This is a genomic window from Pseudonocardia sp. P-1 (assembly GCF_058111925.1).
In genome coordinates this window covers 1211037-1227584 of record NZ_CM176614.1, presented here as the reverse complement: position 1 = coordinate 1227584, position 16548 = coordinate 1211037, and the positions used below count along the sequence as shown (strand labels likewise).

General features: G+C 75.2%; 13 protein-coding genes and 1 pseudogene. 4 read left to right on the top strand and 10 right to left on the bottom strand.

Features of this window, described 5'->3' with window-relative positions; genetic code table 11:
* The first annotated feature begins 50 nt into the window (after positions 1-50).
* Entirely contained in the window at positions 51-1541 is a 1491-nt protein-coding gene (locus tag AC0GKK_RS05795) for an alpha/beta hydrolase (protein WP_489883323.1), read from the top strand.
* A gap of 49 nt (positions 1542-1590) precedes the next feature.
* On the opposite strand, the gene AC0GKK_RS05790 is transcribed toward AC0GKK_RS05795, so the two are convergent.
* The 4 genes and pseudogenes from AC0GKK_RS05790 to AC0GKK_RS05775 form a co-directional block, all read right to left on the bottom strand.
* Positions 1591-2646 (bottom strand): ATP-binding protein, encoded by a 1056-nt coding sequence (locus AC0GKK_RS05790; protein WP_489883990.1) that lies wholly within the window; start codon positions 2644-2646, stop codon positions 1591-1593.
* A 106-nt stretch (positions 2647-2752) separates the two neighbouring features.
* Positions 2753-6121: pseudogene (locus tag AC0GKK_RS05785) on the bottom strand (GAF domain-containing protein); the annotation flags it as partial.
* A 766-nt stretch (positions 6122-6887) separates the two neighbouring features.
* Positions 6888-7739, bottom strand: coding sequence for a hypothetical protein (locus tag AC0GKK_RS05780; protein ID WP_489883322.1), 852 nt, complete (start codon positions 7737-7739; stop codon positions 6888-6890).
* A 238-nt stretch (positions 7740-7977) separates the two neighbouring features.
* A complete protein-coding gene (locus AC0GKK_RS05775; protein WP_482637145.1) occupies positions 7978-8652 on the bottom strand; it encodes a hypothetical protein in 675 nt (224 codons plus the stop codon).
* Positions 8653-8760: 108 nt separating this feature from the next.
* Here AC0GKK_RS05775 and AC0GKK_RS05770 point away from each other — a divergent pair, with 108 nt between their 5' ends.
* Both AC0GKK_RS05770 and AC0GKK_RS05765 read left to right on the top strand, forming a co-directional pair.
* Positions 8761-9192, top strand: coding sequence for an amidase family protein (locus AC0GKK_RS05770; protein ID WP_489883989.1), 432 nt, complete (start codon positions 8761-8763; stop codon positions 9190-9192).
* 204 nt (positions 9193-9396) lie between these two features.
* The gene (locus AC0GKK_RS05765) at positions 9397-9600 is read left to right on the top strand and encodes a hypothetical protein (RefSeq protein WP_139282678.1); all 204 of its coding nucleotides are present in this window, start codon (positions 9397-9399) and stop codon (positions 9598-9600) included.
* 277 nt (positions 9601-9877) lie between these two features.
* Here the strand turns inward: AC0GKK_RS05765 and AC0GKK_RS05760 are convergent, their stop codons facing one another.
* On the bottom strand, positions 9878-11920 hold the full coding sequence (locus AC0GKK_RS05760; protein WP_405418095.1) for a fatty acid desaturase: 2043 nt from the start codon (positions 11918-11920) through the stop codon (positions 9878-9880).
* A gap of 117 nt (positions 11921-12037) precedes the next feature.
* Between AC0GKK_RS05760 and AC0GKK_RS05755 the strand changes: the two genes are divergently transcribed.
* Complete coding sequence (locus AC0GKK_RS05755) at positions 12038-12670, top strand: TetR/AcrR family transcriptional regulator (protein WP_179760402.1); 633 nt, start codon at positions 12038-12040, stop codon at positions 12668-12670.
* On the opposite strand, the gene AC0GKK_RS05750 is transcribed toward AC0GKK_RS05755, so the two are convergent.
* The 5 genes from AC0GKK_RS05750 to AC0GKK_RS05730 form a co-directional block, all read right to left on the bottom strand.
* Positions 12657-13091 carry a hypothetical protein gene (locus AC0GKK_RS05750; RefSeq protein ID WP_405418092.1) on the bottom strand — a complete coding sequence of 145 codons (435 nt, stop codon included), beginning with the start codon at positions 13089-13091 and terminating at the stop codon, positions 12657-12659. The genes AC0GKK_RS05755 and AC0GKK_RS05750 overlap by 14 nt on opposite strands.
* 226 nt (positions 13092-13317) lie before the next feature.
* Positions 13318-13602, bottom strand: coding sequence for a muconolactone Delta-isomerase family protein (locus tag AC0GKK_RS05745; protein ID WP_178375327.1), 285 nt, complete (start codon positions 13600-13602; stop codon positions 13318-13320).
* On the bottom strand, positions 13602-14441 hold the full coding sequence (gene catA / locus AC0GKK_RS05740; protein ID WP_489883321.1) for a catechol 1,2-dioxygenase: 840 nt from the start codon (positions 14439-14441) through the stop codon (positions 13602-13604). The genes AC0GKK_RS05745 and catA overlap by 1 nt, the downstream gene beginning before the upstream one ends.
* 26 nt (positions 14442-14467) lie before the next feature.
* Positions 14468-15571 carry a mandelate racemase/muconate lactonizing enzyme family protein gene (locus AC0GKK_RS05735; protein WP_346104521.1) on the bottom strand — a complete coding sequence of 368 codons (1104 nt, stop codon included), beginning with the start codon at positions 15569-15571 and terminating at the stop codon, positions 14468-14470.
* Entirely contained in the window at positions 15568-16488 is a 921-nt protein-coding gene (locus AC0GKK_RS05730) for a LysR family transcriptional regulator (RefSeq protein WP_489883320.1), read from the bottom strand. The genes AC0GKK_RS05735 and AC0GKK_RS05730 overlap by 4 nt, the downstream gene beginning before the upstream one ends.
* Between the last annotated feature and the right edge of the window lie 60 nt (positions 16489-16548).

Genomic DNA, 16548 nt, shown 5'->3' with positions numbered 1-16548 from the left:
CGGACGACGTTCCTAGCGTCCGTCCCGACCGCGACGAGGGGACGGGAACGATGCGAGGACGACGGAGGCTCGTACGGGCGACGGTGCCGGCGCTGCTGGCCGGGCTGATCGGTGCGGTGGTCGCCGCACCCGCGGGGGCGGCGGAACCCACGGCGGGGCCGGAGTGGGGCCCCTGCCCGGCGGACGTGGTGGCGCCGCTGGTGGCGCTGCAGTGCACGCAGATCCCGGTGCCGCTGGACTACGGCAGCCCCGACGGCGCGCAGATCACGATCACGGTGTCGCGGCTGGCGAGCACGAAGCCGGAGAAGCGCCGCGGGATCCTGATCCTGAACCCCGGGGGTCCGGGCGGGACCGGGCTGGCGTTCGCGAACGACCTGGTGAAGCGCGGTCTGCCGGCGAGCGTGCAGGAGAGCTACGACATCATCGGGTTCGACACCCGCGGGGTCGGCCACTCGGACCCGGTGAGCTGCGGGTTCACCACCGACCAGGACTACATCGGCAACATCCCGCCGTACGCCGCCGACGACGCGGCGGTCCTGCGGACGGCCGAGGTCGCGCGGGAGGTGGCGCAGCGGTGCGCGGCGAACGACCGCAACGGGCACCTGCGGCACGTCACGACCGCCAACGTCGCCCGGGACACGGACCGCATCCGGGCCGCGCTCGGCGAGGAGGAGGCGAGCTTCCTCGGCTTCTCCTACGGGTCGGCGCTCGGGGCGGCCTACGCCTCCCTGTTCCCCGACCGCTCCGACCGCGTCGTACTCGACAGCAACGTCGGTGACACCCACCTCGACCCCGACGGCATCCGCCGCTACGCACTCGGCGCCGAGGAGACCTTCGGGGACTTCGCCCGCTGGGCCGCCGACCGGCACGGCACCTACGGGCTGGGCGCCACCCCGGAGGAGGTGCGGCAGACCTATCTCCGGCTCGCCGCGCGGCTCGACGACCGGCCGTCGGGCGGGGTCGACGGGCGGGTGTTCCGGGCGGCCACCTTCGTCGGTCTGTACGGCCCGACCCTCTACGGCAGCACCGCCGCTGCCTGGCAGTCGCTGCTGTCCGCCGACGCGCCGCCCGCCCCGGCGCCGCCCGCCCCGGCACCGCCCGCGGGCCCGTCGCCGCAGGACAACGCGTACACGGCGTTCCTCGCCACCACCTGCAACGACGTCGCCTGGCCGCGGGACGTCGCGGTCTACCAGCGGGCGGTGGCGCAGGACCGCGAGCGGTTCCCCGTGTACGGCGCGGCGAGCGCGAACGTACTGCCCTGCGCCTTCTGGCCGTACGAGCCGGCCGAGCCGCCGGTCCGTGTGCTCGACGAGGGCCCGGCGAACGTACTGATCGTGCAGAACCGCCACGACCCGGTCACCCCGCTGCGCGGCGGTGAGCTCCTCCGGGAGAAGTTCGGCGACCGGGCCCGGCTCGTCGTCGAGAACGGGAGCGGTCACGGCGTCTACGCGGGCGTCGGGGACACCCCGTGCGCGCTGGGGGTCACGACGTCGTACCTGGTGGACGGGACGCTCCCGCCCGACGACGTGGTCTGCCGCTGACCCGGTCGCGGCGGCCCGCCCGGCAGCTGTGCGCCGGGCCGACGGGCCCTCACCCCAGGAGCGTGAGCAGCCCGGAGAGCTCCAGCGCGTGCCGTGCCGGGCCCGGCGGCACCTCGACCCGCAGCCGGTGCCCGCGGGCGCCCGCCCGGTCGGCGGCCTCGGCGAGCAGGGCGGCGCCGTTGCTCGCGACGTAGGTCGGTCCGTCGAGGGCGAGGAGCACCGGCCCGACGGCGACCAGCTCCAGGAGCCGGTCGCGGATCTCGGCGGCCCCGGCGAGGTCGAGGTCGCCGGCCAGGGTGAGGCGGCGGGCGTCGCCGCTGCGGCCGTCGTCGTGCAGCTCGGTGCGCCGGCGTCCGGGGGAGGGCCGTACGGGCGGCGCCGGTTGCTGCGCCGCGGCGGGCGTGCGCGGGTCCGGGGTGATCCGCATGCGCACCACGGTGCCCCCGCCCGCCGTGTCGATCTCGGCGGTGGTGGCGATGGCGCGGATCATCTGCAGGCCGCGCCCGCGGTAGCCGGGGTCGGGCGGCGGTGGCCGCCAGCGGCCGGTGTCGGCGACCCGGGCCCGGACGCCGTCGTGCGGGGTGTAGCCGAGACGCAGGTGCACCTCGCCGGGCGGGTCGAACTCGGCGTAGCCGTGCTCGACGCTGTTGGCGGCGGCCTCGTCGATCGCGCGGACCAGGTCGTCGCCGAGGTCCTCGCCCAGGCCCACGTGACCGGCCCAGCGCCGGACCCGGCGGCGCATCGCCGGCAGCTCCCGGGCGGACCCGGGGACGGCGAGGTCGATGTCGGGCGGGAGGACACGGACGCAGACCAGCGCGGCGTCGTCGGTGTGGGCGGCCCCGGCCAGGGCCCGGCCGACGATCTGGTCGGCGAACTGCTCGGGTGACAGCCCCGCGACCTCGGCGGCGATCCGGGCCAGCCGGTCCAGCCCCTCGTCGACGACCTCGCCGCGGCGCTCGACGAGCCCGTCGGTGTAGAGGACCAGCGTCTGCCCGGCCGCGATAGGGGCGACGCCCTCGCCGAAGGGCGGCCGGCCGCGGACGCCGAGGACGGGGTTGTGGCCGCCCGCGAGGTAACGGCTGCCGTTCTCGTCGACGACCAGCACGGGCAGGTGCCCGGCCCGCGCCCAGCGCAGCTCCCCGCGGCCCGGGGTCGACGACCACGCAGGCCGCCGTCGAGTAGCGGGCACCGGGGATCCAGGTCGCGAACTCGTCGAGCAGCTCCAGCGCGGACGCGGGGTCGCGGCCCTGCCGGACGGCCCCGGAGAGCACGGTGCGCAGCTGGGCCATCACCGCGGCCGCCGCGACGCCCTGTCCGACGACGTCGCCCACCGACAGCCCGACCCGCCCGCCGCCGAGGTCGACGACGTCGTACCAGTCGCCGCCGGCCTCGGTACCCGCGGCGCCGGCCTGGTAGCGCACCGCGACCTCCACGGTGTCGAGGTCGGGCAGCCGGGCGGGCAGCAGCGTGCGCTGCAGGGTGTGGGCGACCTCCCGCTCGGCGCGGTAGAGCCGGGCGCGTTCGAGCGCCTGTGCGGCCGGGTCGGTCAGGGCGAGCAGGGTGGCGCGCTCGTTCGGGGTGAGCGGGCGCGGCGTCCCGAACGCGACCGCGATGACGCCGACGGTGCGGGCGGCGGTGACCAGCGGGAGGGTGAAGACGGTCGCGTGGCCGAGGCCGTCGAGCAGGGTGGCGGTCTCCGGGTGGCGCTCCCGCCAGTCGGTGCCCGGTTCCAGCCACAGCGCGCGGGCCCGGCGGGCGGTCACCGCCGCCGGCACCGGCGAGGTCAGCGGCACCTCGCGCCACGCCTGCGGGTCGGCGACGCCGTGCAGGGCCAGTGCCCGCAGCTGCTGCCCGGCCGGGTCGAGCTCGTAGACCGCGATCCGGCAGGTGCCGAGCAGCGCCGTCAGGTGGGTGACGACGGTCCGGGCCACCTCGGTCGGGTCGGCGGCGGCCGACAGCTGCGCGGTGGCCCGCTGCAGCAGCGCCAGCCGGTCGGCGTTGGCGCGCTCGTCGGCGAGCAGCAGCGCGTTGTCGAGCGCGAGCGCGGCCCGGTCGGCGAGCTCGGTGACGAGCTCGATGTCGTCAGGGGTGTACGGGGTGGTCCGCGGGCCCCGGACCAGCACCAGGACGGCCAGCGTCCGGCCGCGCGCGGACAGCGGCACCCCGACCGCGGAGCGTGCGGGGATCGAGGAGCCGGGGACCGTCGCGCCGGGGGCGGTGTCGTCCCACAGGACGGCGGCGCCGGTGTCGAGGACCTGGAGGCTGAACGGGGTCTCGGCGGGGCGCTCGTCGAGCGCCTCCTCCGTCGCGGCGTCCGGACCGTACCGGGCGACGCGGACGCGCTGCCCGGCGTCGTCGACGCGGCGGACCGTGCACGCGTCGGCCAGCCGGGTCTCGACGAGCAGCGCGGTCAGCCGCCGCAGCCGGTCGTCGACGCCGTCGGGGCCGTCCAGCTCCCGGCTGAGCCGGGCGAGCAGCGTCTGGCGTTCGGACTCGCGGTACCGGACGTTGATGTCGGTGCCGCTGCCCACCCAGCCGGTGACCGTCCCGTCGGTGCCGGTGTGCAGCGGGACGGCGTGCTCGAGGATCCAGCGGAAGGCGCCGTCGGCGCGGCGGAGCCGGTACTCGATCTGCCAGCCCGTCCCGGACGCGAGCGCCGGGGTCACGCGGTCGCGGTAGCGCTGCCGGTCCTGGGGGTGCAGCCCGTCGGTCCAGCCGTCGCCGAGGTCCGCGGGGACGTCCCGGCCGGTGAACTCCTGCCAGCCGGAGTTGACGTAGGTCCGCGCGCCGTCCGGGTCCGCGACCCAGATCAGGGCCGGGGCCAGGTCGGCCATGGCGGTGAACCGGGCCTCGGCGTCGCGGCGGAGCCGGCCCAGCTTCAGGTGGGCGTTGACCCGGGCCACGAGCTCGGCCGCGGAGAAGGGCTTGACCAGATAGTCGTCCGCGCCGGCGCCGAGGCCCTCGATCGCGGCCTCCTCACCGGCCCGGGCGGAGAGCAGCAGGACGGGCACCCCGGCGGTACGACGGTCGCCGCGCAGCGCCGCGAGCAGCTCCATGCCGTCGAGGACCGGCATCATGATGTCGGTGACGACCAGGTCCGGCGGGCGTTCCCGGGCCGCGGTCAGCGCGGACTTCCCGTCCTCGACGAGCTGGACCTCGTAGCGGTCGGCCAGCAGCCGCTGCAGGTACTCGCGCATGTCGGCGTTGTCGTCGGCGACGAGGATCCGGCCCGCGGAGGCCGGTGCATCCGGGCCCGTCCCGTCGACGACGACAGGCGCCGGTGCCGGGCCGGGCAGCCAGCGCAGCGCCTCTCCGACGAACGCCTCCGAGGTCGCGGTCGGTGCGCCGCCCGACGCCGTGTCGGCGACGCGGTCCGGGTCGAGGTGGGCGGTGCCGGTCGGGATCCGGACGGTGAACGTGGTGCCCGCGCCGGCGGTGCTCGCCGCGGTGATCGTCCCCCCGTGCAGGGTGACCAGCTCGCGGGTCATGGCGAGCCCGATGCCCGACCCCTCGGTCGAGCGGGCGCGGGCGCCGGCGATGCGGTGGAACCGCTCGAACAGCCGGGGCAGCTCCTCGGCCGCGATCCCGGCCCCGGTGTCGGCGACGGTCAGCTCGACCGCGTCGTCGCCGTCGGCGCGCAGGGCGACCGCGACGCGGCCGTCCAGGGTGAACTTCAGCGCGTTGGACAGCAGGTTGAGGACGACCTTCTCCCAGGACTCCCGGTCGACGTGGACCGGCCCGGGCAGCGGCGGGCAGTCCACCGTGTAGTCCAGCCCGGCGCGCTCCATCGCCGACCGGAACAGGCTGGTCAGCTCGGTGGTGAGGGCGGCGAGGTCGGTCGGCTCGAACGTGGCGTGCAGCCGTCCGGCCTGCAGCCGGGAGAAGTCGAGCAGCGTGGTGACCAGCCGTCCGAGGCGCAGCGCGTTGCGGTGCACGACGTCGAGCTCCGCGGCGAGCCGGTCGGGCCCCGGCGGGTCGTCGCGCAGCTGCTCGACCGGTCCCATGATCAGCGTCAGGGGCGTGCGGAACTCGTGGCTGACGTTCGAGAAGAAGTCGGTCTTGGCGCGGTCGAGCTCGGCGAGCGCCTCGGCCCGCTCGCGCTCGGCCTCGTAGGCGCCCGCGGCGACCAGCGCGGCCCCGACCTGGCCCGCCAGGAGGTCGACGAAGGCGCGGTAGCGCTCGTCGAAGGTCCGGAACGGGTTCAGCCCGACGACCAGCGCCCCCCGCATCCGGGTCTCGCCCTGCGCCCCGGCGAGCGGGACCAGCACGGCGTGCGACGGCGGCCGGTCCCAGGCGCCGTGGGGCAGGCCCGGCAGGCGGGAGGCCAGGTCCTCGACGACCGCGGTGCCGCCCTCGCGCACCGGGTCGAGCGGCCAGCCGGCCGGATCGGCACCGGGCGCGTCGGCCGCGATGCCCGTGGAGCCGGCGAGCCGGGTCCCGCCGTCCTCGGTGAACTCGTAGACCAGCCCGAACGGCACGTCCTGCGGGTTGCCGCCCAGCGCCCGCCCGACCGCGGCGTACACCTGCGCCCCGGTGCGGGTCGGCCCCAGGTCGGCGGCGAGGTCGCGCAGCGTCTGCATGCGGCGTTCGCTGAGCACGCGGTCGGTGTTCTCGGTGACCACGCACAGCATCCCGGCGACGGCGCCGTCCTCGTGCAGCGGGCTGTAGGAGAAGGTGTGGTAGGTCTCCTCGGGGTAGCCGCTGCGTTCCAGGATCAGCAGGAGGTCCTCGTCCCAGGTGGCCCCACCGCCGGCGAGCACCGACCCGATCAGCGGGCCGACGTCGTCCCAGACCTCGGCCCACACCTCGGGCGCGGATCGGCCCAGCGCCCACGGGTGCTTGTCGCGCAGCGTGTCGCGCCGGTAGGCGTCGTTGTAGAACATCGTGAGGTCCGGGCCCCACGCCATCCACATCGAGAACCGGGAGTCGAGCAGCATCCGGACGACGCTGCGCAGGTCCGGCGACCAGCGCTCGGGCGGGCCGAGCGGGTGGGAGGACCAGTCGTGGGCCGCCATCGCGGCGTGGACGAGGTCGGACTCCGTGCTCTCGACCGCGTCGTCGTCGCCGCGCATGAACCACCTCCTCGGCCCCGTCGGGCGGCCGTGGAAGATCTAGCCGACCCCGTCCGGACGTGCGCCACTCGTCGCCGCGGCGCGACGTCATCTGCGACACCGTCGTCCGGCTCGCGGCCCGGCCGAGGTCCGCGGAGCCGTTCGGCGGCCGCCGAACGGCGGCCCCACCACGAGGTGACCGTGGCCGAGGGGGGCGACACCGGGTTCGTCGACGTCGGGGGTCACGACCGGACGGGGCTGTTGCGGGTGGTGGGGGCGCAGTGGCCGGGACTGCTCAGCTGCCGTCCCAGCCGCAGATCTCACCGGTGCCGGCGTTGCGGGTGGGCTCGTCGGGGTCGGCCGGGAGCGTGGTGCCGTAGGGGCAGGGCTTGAGGCCGTGGACGCCGACGGTGCCGTCGTGGGCCACACCGCGGCCGGTGGCCGGGTCGGTGCAGGGGTAGCCCTCCGCGGGACGGTCGAGGGTGCCCGCGGTGCAACCGGTGGGTGCGGTCCAGGTCGGTCCACCCACCGGTGACGTCGTGCTCCGGGGTGCGGCGGCGACGGCCGACGTGTCCTCGCGCCACGGACCGTCGATGGTGAGCAGGCCCGCGCCGGTGCCGGTGTCGGCCGCGTACCAGCCGAACGTCACCGAGGTCCCGTCCGCGGCGAACCGGAACGAGTCCGATCGCTTCGTGGGGGCGGTCCGCAGCGCCGCCAGGACGTCGCGACGGACGGCGGCGTTGTCCAGGTACTGCTCCGTGCTGATCCAGTCGTCCGAGCCGGTCACGCTGTAGGCGGCCCGGACCGGGTCGAGGTCCCCGGTGTCGAGCGCGAGGTGGACGGTCCGCACGGACTTCGCGATGTCGGCGGGTAGCGGTGTGCCACCCGTGTCGACGAGCACGGGACCGGGCTCCGGAGCCGGCGTCGGGCGTGCCGCCGGGGCGACGACGACCGCGGGGACCGGCGCGGCGGCGGCCACGACCGCCGGAACCGGCGCGCCGTCACCGCGTCCGGCCTCGTAGGCGAGCAGTGTCGTGGAGGCGAGTAGCGAGGTCAGTACCGCAGTGGCGGCGACCGCGCGCAGCCCGGTCCTGCGTCGTGCCGGTCGCCCGGCCCACGTGGCGGTGTGTCCGTGACGATTGTGCACTGCGGCCCCCGATGAACGATGTCGACTACGCCGTCTGTCGTAGCGGGGGCTCGGATGTGAGCAGGTCCTGCGGTACTTCCTCAGAACTGGGGAGGCGTCGTGTCCGGGGAACTCGGATCACGCCGGATCCGCCGAGGCGGACCGTAGATCGGCCAGGACGTCGAGGTAGCCCTCCTCCCCGGCCGCGGCGAGGGCGTGATGAACGGTCTCGAGCAGGGCGACGGTGCATCGAGGTGCGTCACCGCGGCGAGGGCGGGCAGGGCCATCGCCTGGGCGAGTGTCGGCGCTCGTCGGGGGAGGTGACGACCGTGCACGGGACCTTCGGGGTGGCGGCCAGGGCCGCGAGCGCGGTGCTCTCGTCGAGGAACAGCGGCGGCAGCGGAGCCTGGCCGAGGCGGTGGAGGACGTCGCCGATCCAGGCGACCCGGTCCAGGCCCGTACCGGCGATAATGCGCTGCGCGGTCCGGAGGGCCAGCCCGCGCTGCCGGTCCGGTGGCGGTGACGTGAGGTGGTCGGCGAGGTCGTCGTCGACGAGGCCGAGCGTGTACGCGAAATCGATCGAACCGAGTGGTCCGGGCGCTCGCTGCCCGGCCCGACGGAGGTTGAGCTCGATGGCCCGCTGCCGAGCGTGCTCGGGGTCGCGGACCCGGACCGGGACCCGGCCACGACGGACCGTGACGAACAGCGGGTCGGTGTGCATGGCGTGGTCGATGAAGCCGGTCAGGTCGGACGGGTAGGTCGAGGCCAGGGCGCGGTGGCGGCCCAGCGCCGGGTCCCACACCGACAGCGCGGCGCAGCCCGACGACACCAGCGCCACCAGCCCGTCGAGCACGACCGCGGCCGAGCCCGGGGTCCGGCCACCGTTGCGGCGGAAGAAGGCGCCCAGCTCGCGTGCCGTCGCCAGCGCGGTCATGCTCCAGCACGCTAACGGGCACGCGGGGTCCGTCAATCGACCGATTCCCGCAGCCGGTCCGCCGACGGCCTCGCCGAGGCCCTCGACCTCACGCCCGGCCCGGAGCACCTGGAGGCCACGACGCTCGCCTGCGTCGAGCACGGCCGCACGCTGCGTGCCGCGGACCTCTTCGCCGCCGACCGGGTCGTCAACGCCGTCCGCCGGACCGTCGCGGACTTCCACCGCACCTACGACCTGATCCTGACGCCGACCATGAACGTCCCCAACACCGCGGCCGGGTACCTGGACGCCGACGACGCGTCCCTCGGTGCCCGCGGCTGGTACGACCGGATCTTCAGCACCGCCGGGTTCACCGCCCTGTCGAACATGACGGGGAACCCGGCGATCTCGCTGCCGCTGGGGACCTCGGCGGAGGGCTGGCCGGTCGGCGTCCAGCTCGTCGCGCCCTACACGGGCGAGGCGACGCTGCTCGCGCTGGCCGCCGACCTGGAGCGGGCGCTGCCTTGGGCGGACCGCCGCCCCGGGACCGTCGTCGGCTGACCGGGGGCACTCCCGACCGGACCACCGCCGGCGCGCCCACGGCCACCTCGGTAGGAGCACCTCCGTGGTGACCGAGCGGTCGTGGTCGCGCTCGCCGGGACGCTGCCGGACCGGCTGGTGGACCGGCGTCGACGCCGGGGCCGGTCCCGTGTGTCGGACCGGCCACGCCGGGGCCCGCCGGGCACCCTCGGTAGGCTCGGGGTCATGTCCGGAGCGACCGTGAACGACCCCATCGCCGAGCTCATCGCGTGCCGGGACTGCGGCCAGGACTGCCTGCTGCAGGTCGCGGACCTCTGCGCCGACTGCATCGCCCGGATCGGGACCGCCGCCGACGACGCCGACTACCGCGCCTGGCGGACGGAGAACGAGCGCCGCGTGGTCACCGGGGAGCTGACCGGCGCGATCTGACCGGCCGGTCAGCGGACCGCGCTCACTCCCCGGCCGGTCCCGCGGTCGCCGGTGCCGCCGGGTCCCGGCCCAGACCCCGCCCGCGCCGACGCGCTCGCCCTGCATGGGGAACGGGTCCGGCACGGCACCGTCGCCGACGACCGTACCGAGTGGACGACCACCCCGGCGCCGACCACGGTGTCGTCGTCGATCGCGACCAGGGTCTTCCCACTGATCGCGGTGCCGTGGTCGGATCGTGCCGGGACGAACCGCGACACCGAGGCCGGAATGTGCGTGGTCACCGGTCGTAGTCGATGGTCACCTCGTCGGTGGTGGGCCGGGACTGGCAGGTGAGGATCGCGCCGCAGGCCACCTCGTCGTCGGTGAGGGCGTAGTTCTGCTGCATGTGCACCGCGCCGGTGACGACCTGCGCGCGGCAGGTGCCGCAGATGCCGCCCGCGCACAGGTACGGGGCCTCGACCCCGGCCTCGAGTGCGGTCTCCAGCAGCGACGCGGTGCCCCGGCTCCGGGTGACGGTCTCCCGCCCGCCGCGGCGCACGGTGACCACGGCCGGACGGGTCGGGACGGCGTCGCCGTCGTCGCCGGTGGGGGCGACGAAGAACTCCCGGTGGACCCGGTCCGGGGTGACGCCGTGGGCGTCGAGGACGCCGACGAGCTCGTCGAGCATCGGCGGCGGCCCGCAGAGGAACCAGTCCGCGTCGTCCACCGGCAGCGCGGTGAGGTGCTCGGCGAACCGGTCCGCGCCGAGGCGGCCCGGGACGACGGTGCGCGTCGTGCCGTCCGGTGCGGACCCGTCGGCGGACCCGGCGGCACCGGACCGCGAGTGGTGGTGCACGACGGTGAGCCGCCCCCCGGAGCGGCGGACGAGTTCGTCGAGCTCGTCGGCGAACATCGTGTGCTCGGTGTCGCGGTTGGCGTAGAGCAGGACGGCGCGGCGGTCGGGGTCCTCGTCGAGGGCGGCGGTGAGGATCGCGATGACCGGGGTGATGCCGCTGCCCGCGGCGACCGCGGCGACGGTGCGGTCCCCGCTGGGGCCGGCGGGCAGGACGAACTGCCCCGAGGGCGGCGTGACCTCGAGGGTGTCGCCGACGGCGAGCGCGGAGCCCACCCACGTCGAGAACCGTCCGCCGTCGACGCGGCGCACGGCGATGCGCAGCGCCGACCCGTCGGTGGAGCAGATCGAGTAGCTGCGCCGCACGAGCTCGCCGTCGATCCGCGTGCCCACGGTGACATGGCGGCCGGGGCGGTGGGCGAACACGTCGCGCAGCTCGCCGGGCACCTCCAGGGTGACCGCGACCGCGTCCGGGGTGAGCCGGTCCACCGCGGTCACGCGCAGCGGGTGCGGGCGGGTCGGGAGGTCGGCGTCGCGGTCGGTGTGGGAGGTCAGCCGTCGCCACGCCCGGTACTCGGCGGGGGACAGGTCGGAGCCGAGGACCGTCGTGATCGGGACCGGGCGGTCGAGCCAGTCCGACATCGCCCGGCGCCACACGTCCTGGTAGCGGTAGAACGGGACGGTCGGGTGGATGTGGTGGACCAGGTGGTAGTTCTGGCCGAGCATCAACGGGGTGACCAGGCGTTCCCAGCCGACCCGCATGCGGGTCGCGGCGAACCGGTCGGACCGAGCGGTCTCCCCGAGGTCGTGGTGGGGCAGCCAGTCGAACCACCAGGCGAGCAGCGCGATGCCCAGCCGCTGCGGGATCAGGTAGATCACCAGCAGCTCCCAGCCGTGGCCGGTCACCGCCGTCGCGACGAACGCGGAGACCACGACGAGGAACACCACGGCCTGCTCGACGAGCTCGGCCCGCGGCCTGCTCGGGATCCGGGGCAGGTAGAAGCGCACGTACCAGAGGTCGATGGTCATCCAGCGCAGCGGCCAGCTCCACGCCGGGCCCGACTCGGTCCACGCGTCGGGGTCGCGGGAGGTGTCCTCGTTGGTGTTGCGGTGGTGCTCGATGTGCAGGTAACGCAGCATCGGGAACGCGGCCCAGGCCACCACGAACAGCATCGACAGCCGGCCGAGCACCTCGTTGACCCACCGCAGGCGTCCGCCCGCGAGGTGGACGGTCTCGTGCAGCACCGTGAACATCGCGAACGTGACCAGGGCGTGCACCGGCACCGTGACCAGGTAGCGCCACGGGTCGGTCCCGGTCAGGACCAGGGCGGTCGCCCCCACCCAGGCCGCGAGCGAGCCCAGGAACAACGCCAGGGTCGGCAGTGCGACGACGGGGAGCGTGATCCCCGGGGTGGGTACGGGCCGCCCGGGGTCCGCGGGCCGGTCGCCGCCGGCTCCCTCGCGTGTGGTTCCCGCCGCCGTGCTCATGGCTGCCTCCTGACCGGACGGAGCGCGGTCGTCGTCGACCGCCAGTAGGAATAGTTGACAATCACGGCTCATCTGTCAACAGATCAGTCATCGGTGGTTGCTCTGTACAGTGCAGGCGTGGCGGGCTCGGGTGCGTTCCGGCGGGAGCGGCGGGAGGTTCTCCGCACGCGGCTCCTCGACGCCGCGCGGGACATCACGACGGAGTCGGGGTGGTCGTCGCTGACGATGAGCGCCGTCGCCGGGCGTGCGGGAATCAGCCGCCAGCACCTCTACAACGAGATCGGCACCAAGGCGGAGCTGGGCAGCGCGCTGGTGGGCCGCGAGACCGACGGGTTCGTCGCGGTGATGTGCGAACAGATGCGCGCCCACCCCGCGGACGCCGTCGCCGGCGTGGTGGCCGCGGTCCGCGACGTGCTGGAGTACGGGGCGCGCAACGCGCTCCTGACGTCGATCCTCACCGTCGACGAGGGCGTGGGGGAGAGCCTGCTCCCGCTGGTGACGGCCCGGCCCGATGTGGTGCGCGACCGGGCGGCGACGGCGCTGCTGCGCGAGATCTCCGCGCTCCACCCGGCCCTGGCCGGGGTCGCGGACCTGCCCCGGCTCGTCGACGGGGTGGTGCGGCTGGTGGTCAGCCACGCCACGTCACCGGGGGACTCCACCGAGCCGGCGGTCGCGCAGGCCGGGTGGCTGCTCCGCGGCTTCCTCGGCGGCGCCGCCGGGCCGGGCGGGACCGGGGTCAGCCCCGGCTGAGGACGTCGAACCCGGTCGTGACGACGCCGTCGCCGACGCAGCGCTGGATGTGCGGCCGCGCGACGCCGATCGCTGCGACGCCGGGCACCGAGCCGCCCGCACCGAGCAGTGCCCGCCCGGCGGCCCGCAGGACCGCTGCGCCCCCGCGCCGGTGCCCGTCGCAGGACGGGATCACCGACAGGCACACGCGCTGGCACACCGTGCCGTCGGCGGCGGCGCGCGGCGGCGACCAGGTCAGGGCGAGCACGTCCTCGGACGCGCGGGCAGGCACGGCGTACGACCCGCCGATCCCCGGTAGCGCGACGACGCTCGCGAAGGTGACACCGGACCGGATGAGGGCCGGGTCGCCGGCGAGAAGAAGCAGGGTCTGGTCGCGGGCGAACTCGGCGGGTCCGACGAGCTGCAGATCCGGCTGGATCATCGGGCCTCCGGGGACGGTCGTCGCTGTGTCCCCGACGCTAGGACGCCCCACCTCAGCCCGCGGACAGCCCTGGGGAAGCCGACGGTAAAAACGGGCCGGGCTCAGCCGAGCAGGTGCTCGCCGAACCGGTCCCGGGCCGGGTGCCCGGAGGCGGTGAAGCCGTCGGCGTCGGCGTCGGCGTGGCCGCCGGGGCGCCCGTCACCGGGTCCGGGCGCCCCGGCGGGGATCAGGCGTGGATGTCCGACGGGTGCGTGGCCAGCGGGGTCACCTGCATCGTCATGTACGGGAACAGCGGCAGGCCCCACAGGATCTCGTGGAGCTGCTCGTTGTCGCGCACCTCGAAGATCGACAGGTTGGCGTACTCGCCGACGCAGCGCCAGATGCTCACCCACTCACCCGAGCGCTGCCACTGCTGCGACCAGGCCTTCTCCCGCGCCAGCAGGTCGGCCCGGGCGTCGGCGTCCATGTCGGCGGGGAGATCGACCTCCATCCGGACGGCGAAGCGGGCCATCAGGCGGGGTCCAGCGCGAAGTCGTAGGTGACCTCGTTGCCGGTGCCGCTCGCGGCCGGGCCGGGCCGCAGGACCAGCTCTGGCTTGACGGCCTGGGCGACGTCGTCGGTGACGTAGTCGCCGCCGTCGAAGTACAGCTGGGTGGTGACCAGCTGCTTCCCGGGTGCGGACACCTTGAGGTGCAGGTGCGCGGGGCGCCACGGGTGCCAGCCGGCCGCGGTGATGAACGCACCGGTCGAGCCGTCGGTCGGGATCTGGTACGGCGCGGGCTGCATGGTGTGGAACGCGAAACGCCCGTCGGCGCCGGTGTGGACGACCGCGCGCAGGTTCCACTCCGGGATGCCCGGGGCGAACTGGGAGTAGTAGCCCTCGTCGTCGGCGTGCCAGAGATCGACCGTCGCGCCGGCGACCGGGGTGCCGTCGAGGTCGGTGACGGTGCCCTGGAACAGCAGCGGGGTGCCCTTCTCGTCGGGACGCATCGGCATCGCGGACCCGGACTCGATGACCGGGGCGCCCGGCACGTAGTACGGGCCCTCGATGGTGCCGACGGCGCCGCGGCGGTCGGCGTTGGCGACCTCCTCGACGACGTGCTCGACGAACACGTCGAGGAACAGCGGCCACTCGCCGTCGGCGCCGACCTGGATCAGCCACGCCTTGAGCGCGTCGTACTCGGCGTAGGTCAGCTCGTGCTTGCGGATGACCTCGTGCAGGGCCTGCAGGGTGTCGGTGGCGATGGCGGACACCCGGGCCGGGTCGGCGGCGGCGCCGGTGCGCTCCTTCCTCGCGAAAGTGGCGGTGGCGTTCGCGCCGGAGCCGGCGGCGGTGGCGGTCTCGGACATGTCTCTCTCCTGTGGTGGGGCGGTGCTCAGGTGTCGGTGCGGTAGTGGGCGAGCTTGTCGGGGTCGACGGCGACGCCGATCCCGGGCCCGCCGGGGACGCGCAGCTCGCCGCCGCTGATCCGCAGCGGCTCGGTGAGCAGGTCGTCGCTCATGTCGAGGTAGTTCGACAGCTCCCCGGCGCGGGTGCTGGTGTGGCGGTGCGCCGCGCCGAAGGCGACCGTGCAGGCGGTGCCGAGCTGACCGTCGATCTGGTTGCCCATGACCACCTCGGTGCCGAGTCCCTCGCACAGGTGCAGCACCCGCTGCGAGCCGGTGAACCCGGTCCGCGCGGTCTTGATGCTGATCATGGTGGCGGCGCCGTCGAGCAGCTCGCGGGTCACCTCGCCGGGCCGGGTGGCGGACTCGTCGGCGACGGTCGGGACGGTGGTGCGGGCGGTGAGCCAGCGTCGCCCGAGCACCTGGTCGGCGGGCATGAGCTCCTCGGACAGGGTCAGGCCGAGGTCGGCCATCTCGTCCAGGGCCCGGGCCGCCTCCGACGCGGTCCAGCCGCGGTTGCCGTCGACGTAGAGCTCCACGTCGGGGCCCAGCGCCTCGCGCAGCGCCCGGCAGGCGCCGGTGTCCAGCGCGACGGGGCGGCGGCCGACCTTGACCTTGAAGGTGGTGACGCCGTGCTCGTCGCGCATCCGCTGCGCCTCGGCGACCATCACGTCGTCGGGGGCGAAGCCGACCATGTGCGAGACCCGCATCCGGTCGGTGTATCCGCCGAGCAGCTCGGAGACGCCGACACCGAGCCGGCGCCCGATGACGTCCCAGACGGCCATGTCGATCGCGGCCTTCGCGGTGGGGTTGCCGATCGTGCGGTCCAGGACGGCGTGGATGCGTTCCCGTTCGAACACGCTCAGGCCCACGATCTCCGGGGCGAACACGGTGTCGACCACCGCGCGGATGGAGGCCTGGGTCTCGCCGTAGGTGTAGGGGCGGGGCGGGGCCTCGGCGACGCCGACGACGCCGTCCTCGGCGTGCACCCGCACCAGCACGTGGTCGGCGGTGTGCACCTCGCCGGAGGCGAACCGCAGCGGTTTGCGGTAGGGCACGGCGAACGGGATCGCCTCGACGGCCACGATCTTCACTGCGGTCCTCCGGGGACGGTGGCGGGGCGGGGGTCCAGCTCGTGGGCGCACTCGGCGAGCACGTCGAGCAGCCGGACGAGGGCGGGGGAGTCGTCGTCGGTGCGCCAGGCCAGGGCCAGGTCGACGCGCAGCTCGCGGTCCAGGTCGGCGTAGACCACGCCCTCGGTGCCCAGGGCGCGCACCGACTCGGGCAGCAGCGCGACCCCGGCACCGGCGGCGACGTGGGTGAGCAGGATGGGGGTGTCGCGGGCCTCGGTGCGGCGCCGCGGGAGGAATCCGGAGTCCAGGCAGCCCTGGGTGGCGACCGAGTCGACCACCGACCCGGGTGCGCCGTAGGCGACGAAGTCGTCGCCGCGCAGCTCGGCCAGCGCGACCGTCCCGGCCCCGGCGAGCCGGTGCGTGGCCGGCAGCACCGCGAGGAGCCGTTCCTGGGCGATCGGGCGGACCGACATCTCCGGGCGCACCACCGGTGGGCGCAGCACGGCGAGGTCGATGCGGCGCTCGTCGAGCGCGTCCTCCTGGGCCGCGGTGAGGAGCCCGGGCAGGAACCGCAGCGAGACGCCCGGCATCCGGCGGGCGGCGACCCGGGCCAGCCGCGGCAGCAGCCGGTAGGCGGCGAGGTCGGTGGCACCGACGGTCACCACGCCCTCGGTGCCCGCGGCGACCTGCTCGACGCGGCGGCGCGCGTCCTCGACGCCGGCGAGGATCCGCCGTGCGTCCTCCAGCAGCGAGGTCCCCGCCGGGGTCAGGTCGACCCGGCGGGTGGTGCGCTCGAACAGGGTGGCGCCGACCTGGCTCTCCAGCTGGCGGATGGCCTGGGAGAGCGGGGACTGGGCCATGTGCAGCCGCTCGGCGGCGCGGCCGAAGTGCCGCGTCTCCGCGACCGCCACGAAGTAGCGGAGCTGCCGCAGATCCATTCCCGTCACCTCCCTCGCATCCGGCGCGTCACCTGACGGTAGGCGGGTGACTCTGTAGAC

Coding starts and splice junctions, on each gene's coding strand:
- AC0GKK_RS05795 (WP_489883323.1), top strand. CDS start 51: ATGCGAGGACGACGGAGGCTCGTACGGGCGACGGTGCCGGCGCTGCTG.
- AC0GKK_RS05775 (WP_482637145.1), bottom strand. CDS start 8,652: ATGACCGCGCTGGCGACGGCACGCGAGCTGGGCGCCTTCTTCCGCCGC.
- AC0GKK_RS05765 (WP_139282678.1), top strand. CDS start 9,397: ATGTCCGGAGCGACCGTGAACGACCCCATCGCCGAGCTCATCGCGTGC.
- AC0GKK_RS05760 (WP_405418095.1), bottom strand. CDS start 11,920: ATGAGCACGGCGGCGGGAACCACACGCGAGGGAGCCGGCGGCGACCGG.
- AC0GKK_RS05750 (WP_405418092.1), bottom strand. CDS start 13,091: ATGATCCAGCCGGATCTGCAGCTCGTCGGACCCGCCGAGTTCGCCCGC.
- AC0GKK_RS05745 (WP_178375327.1), bottom strand. CDS start 13,602: ATGGCCCGCTTCGCCGTCCGGATGGAGGTCGATCTCCCCGCCGACATG.
- catA (WP_489883321.1), bottom strand. CDS start 14,441: ATGTCCGAGACCGCCACCGCCGCCGGCTCCGGCGCGAACGCCACCGCC.
- AC0GKK_RS05730 (WP_489883320.1), bottom strand. CDS start 16,488: ATGGATCTGCGGCAGCTCCGCTACTTCGTGGCGGTCGCGGAGACGCGG.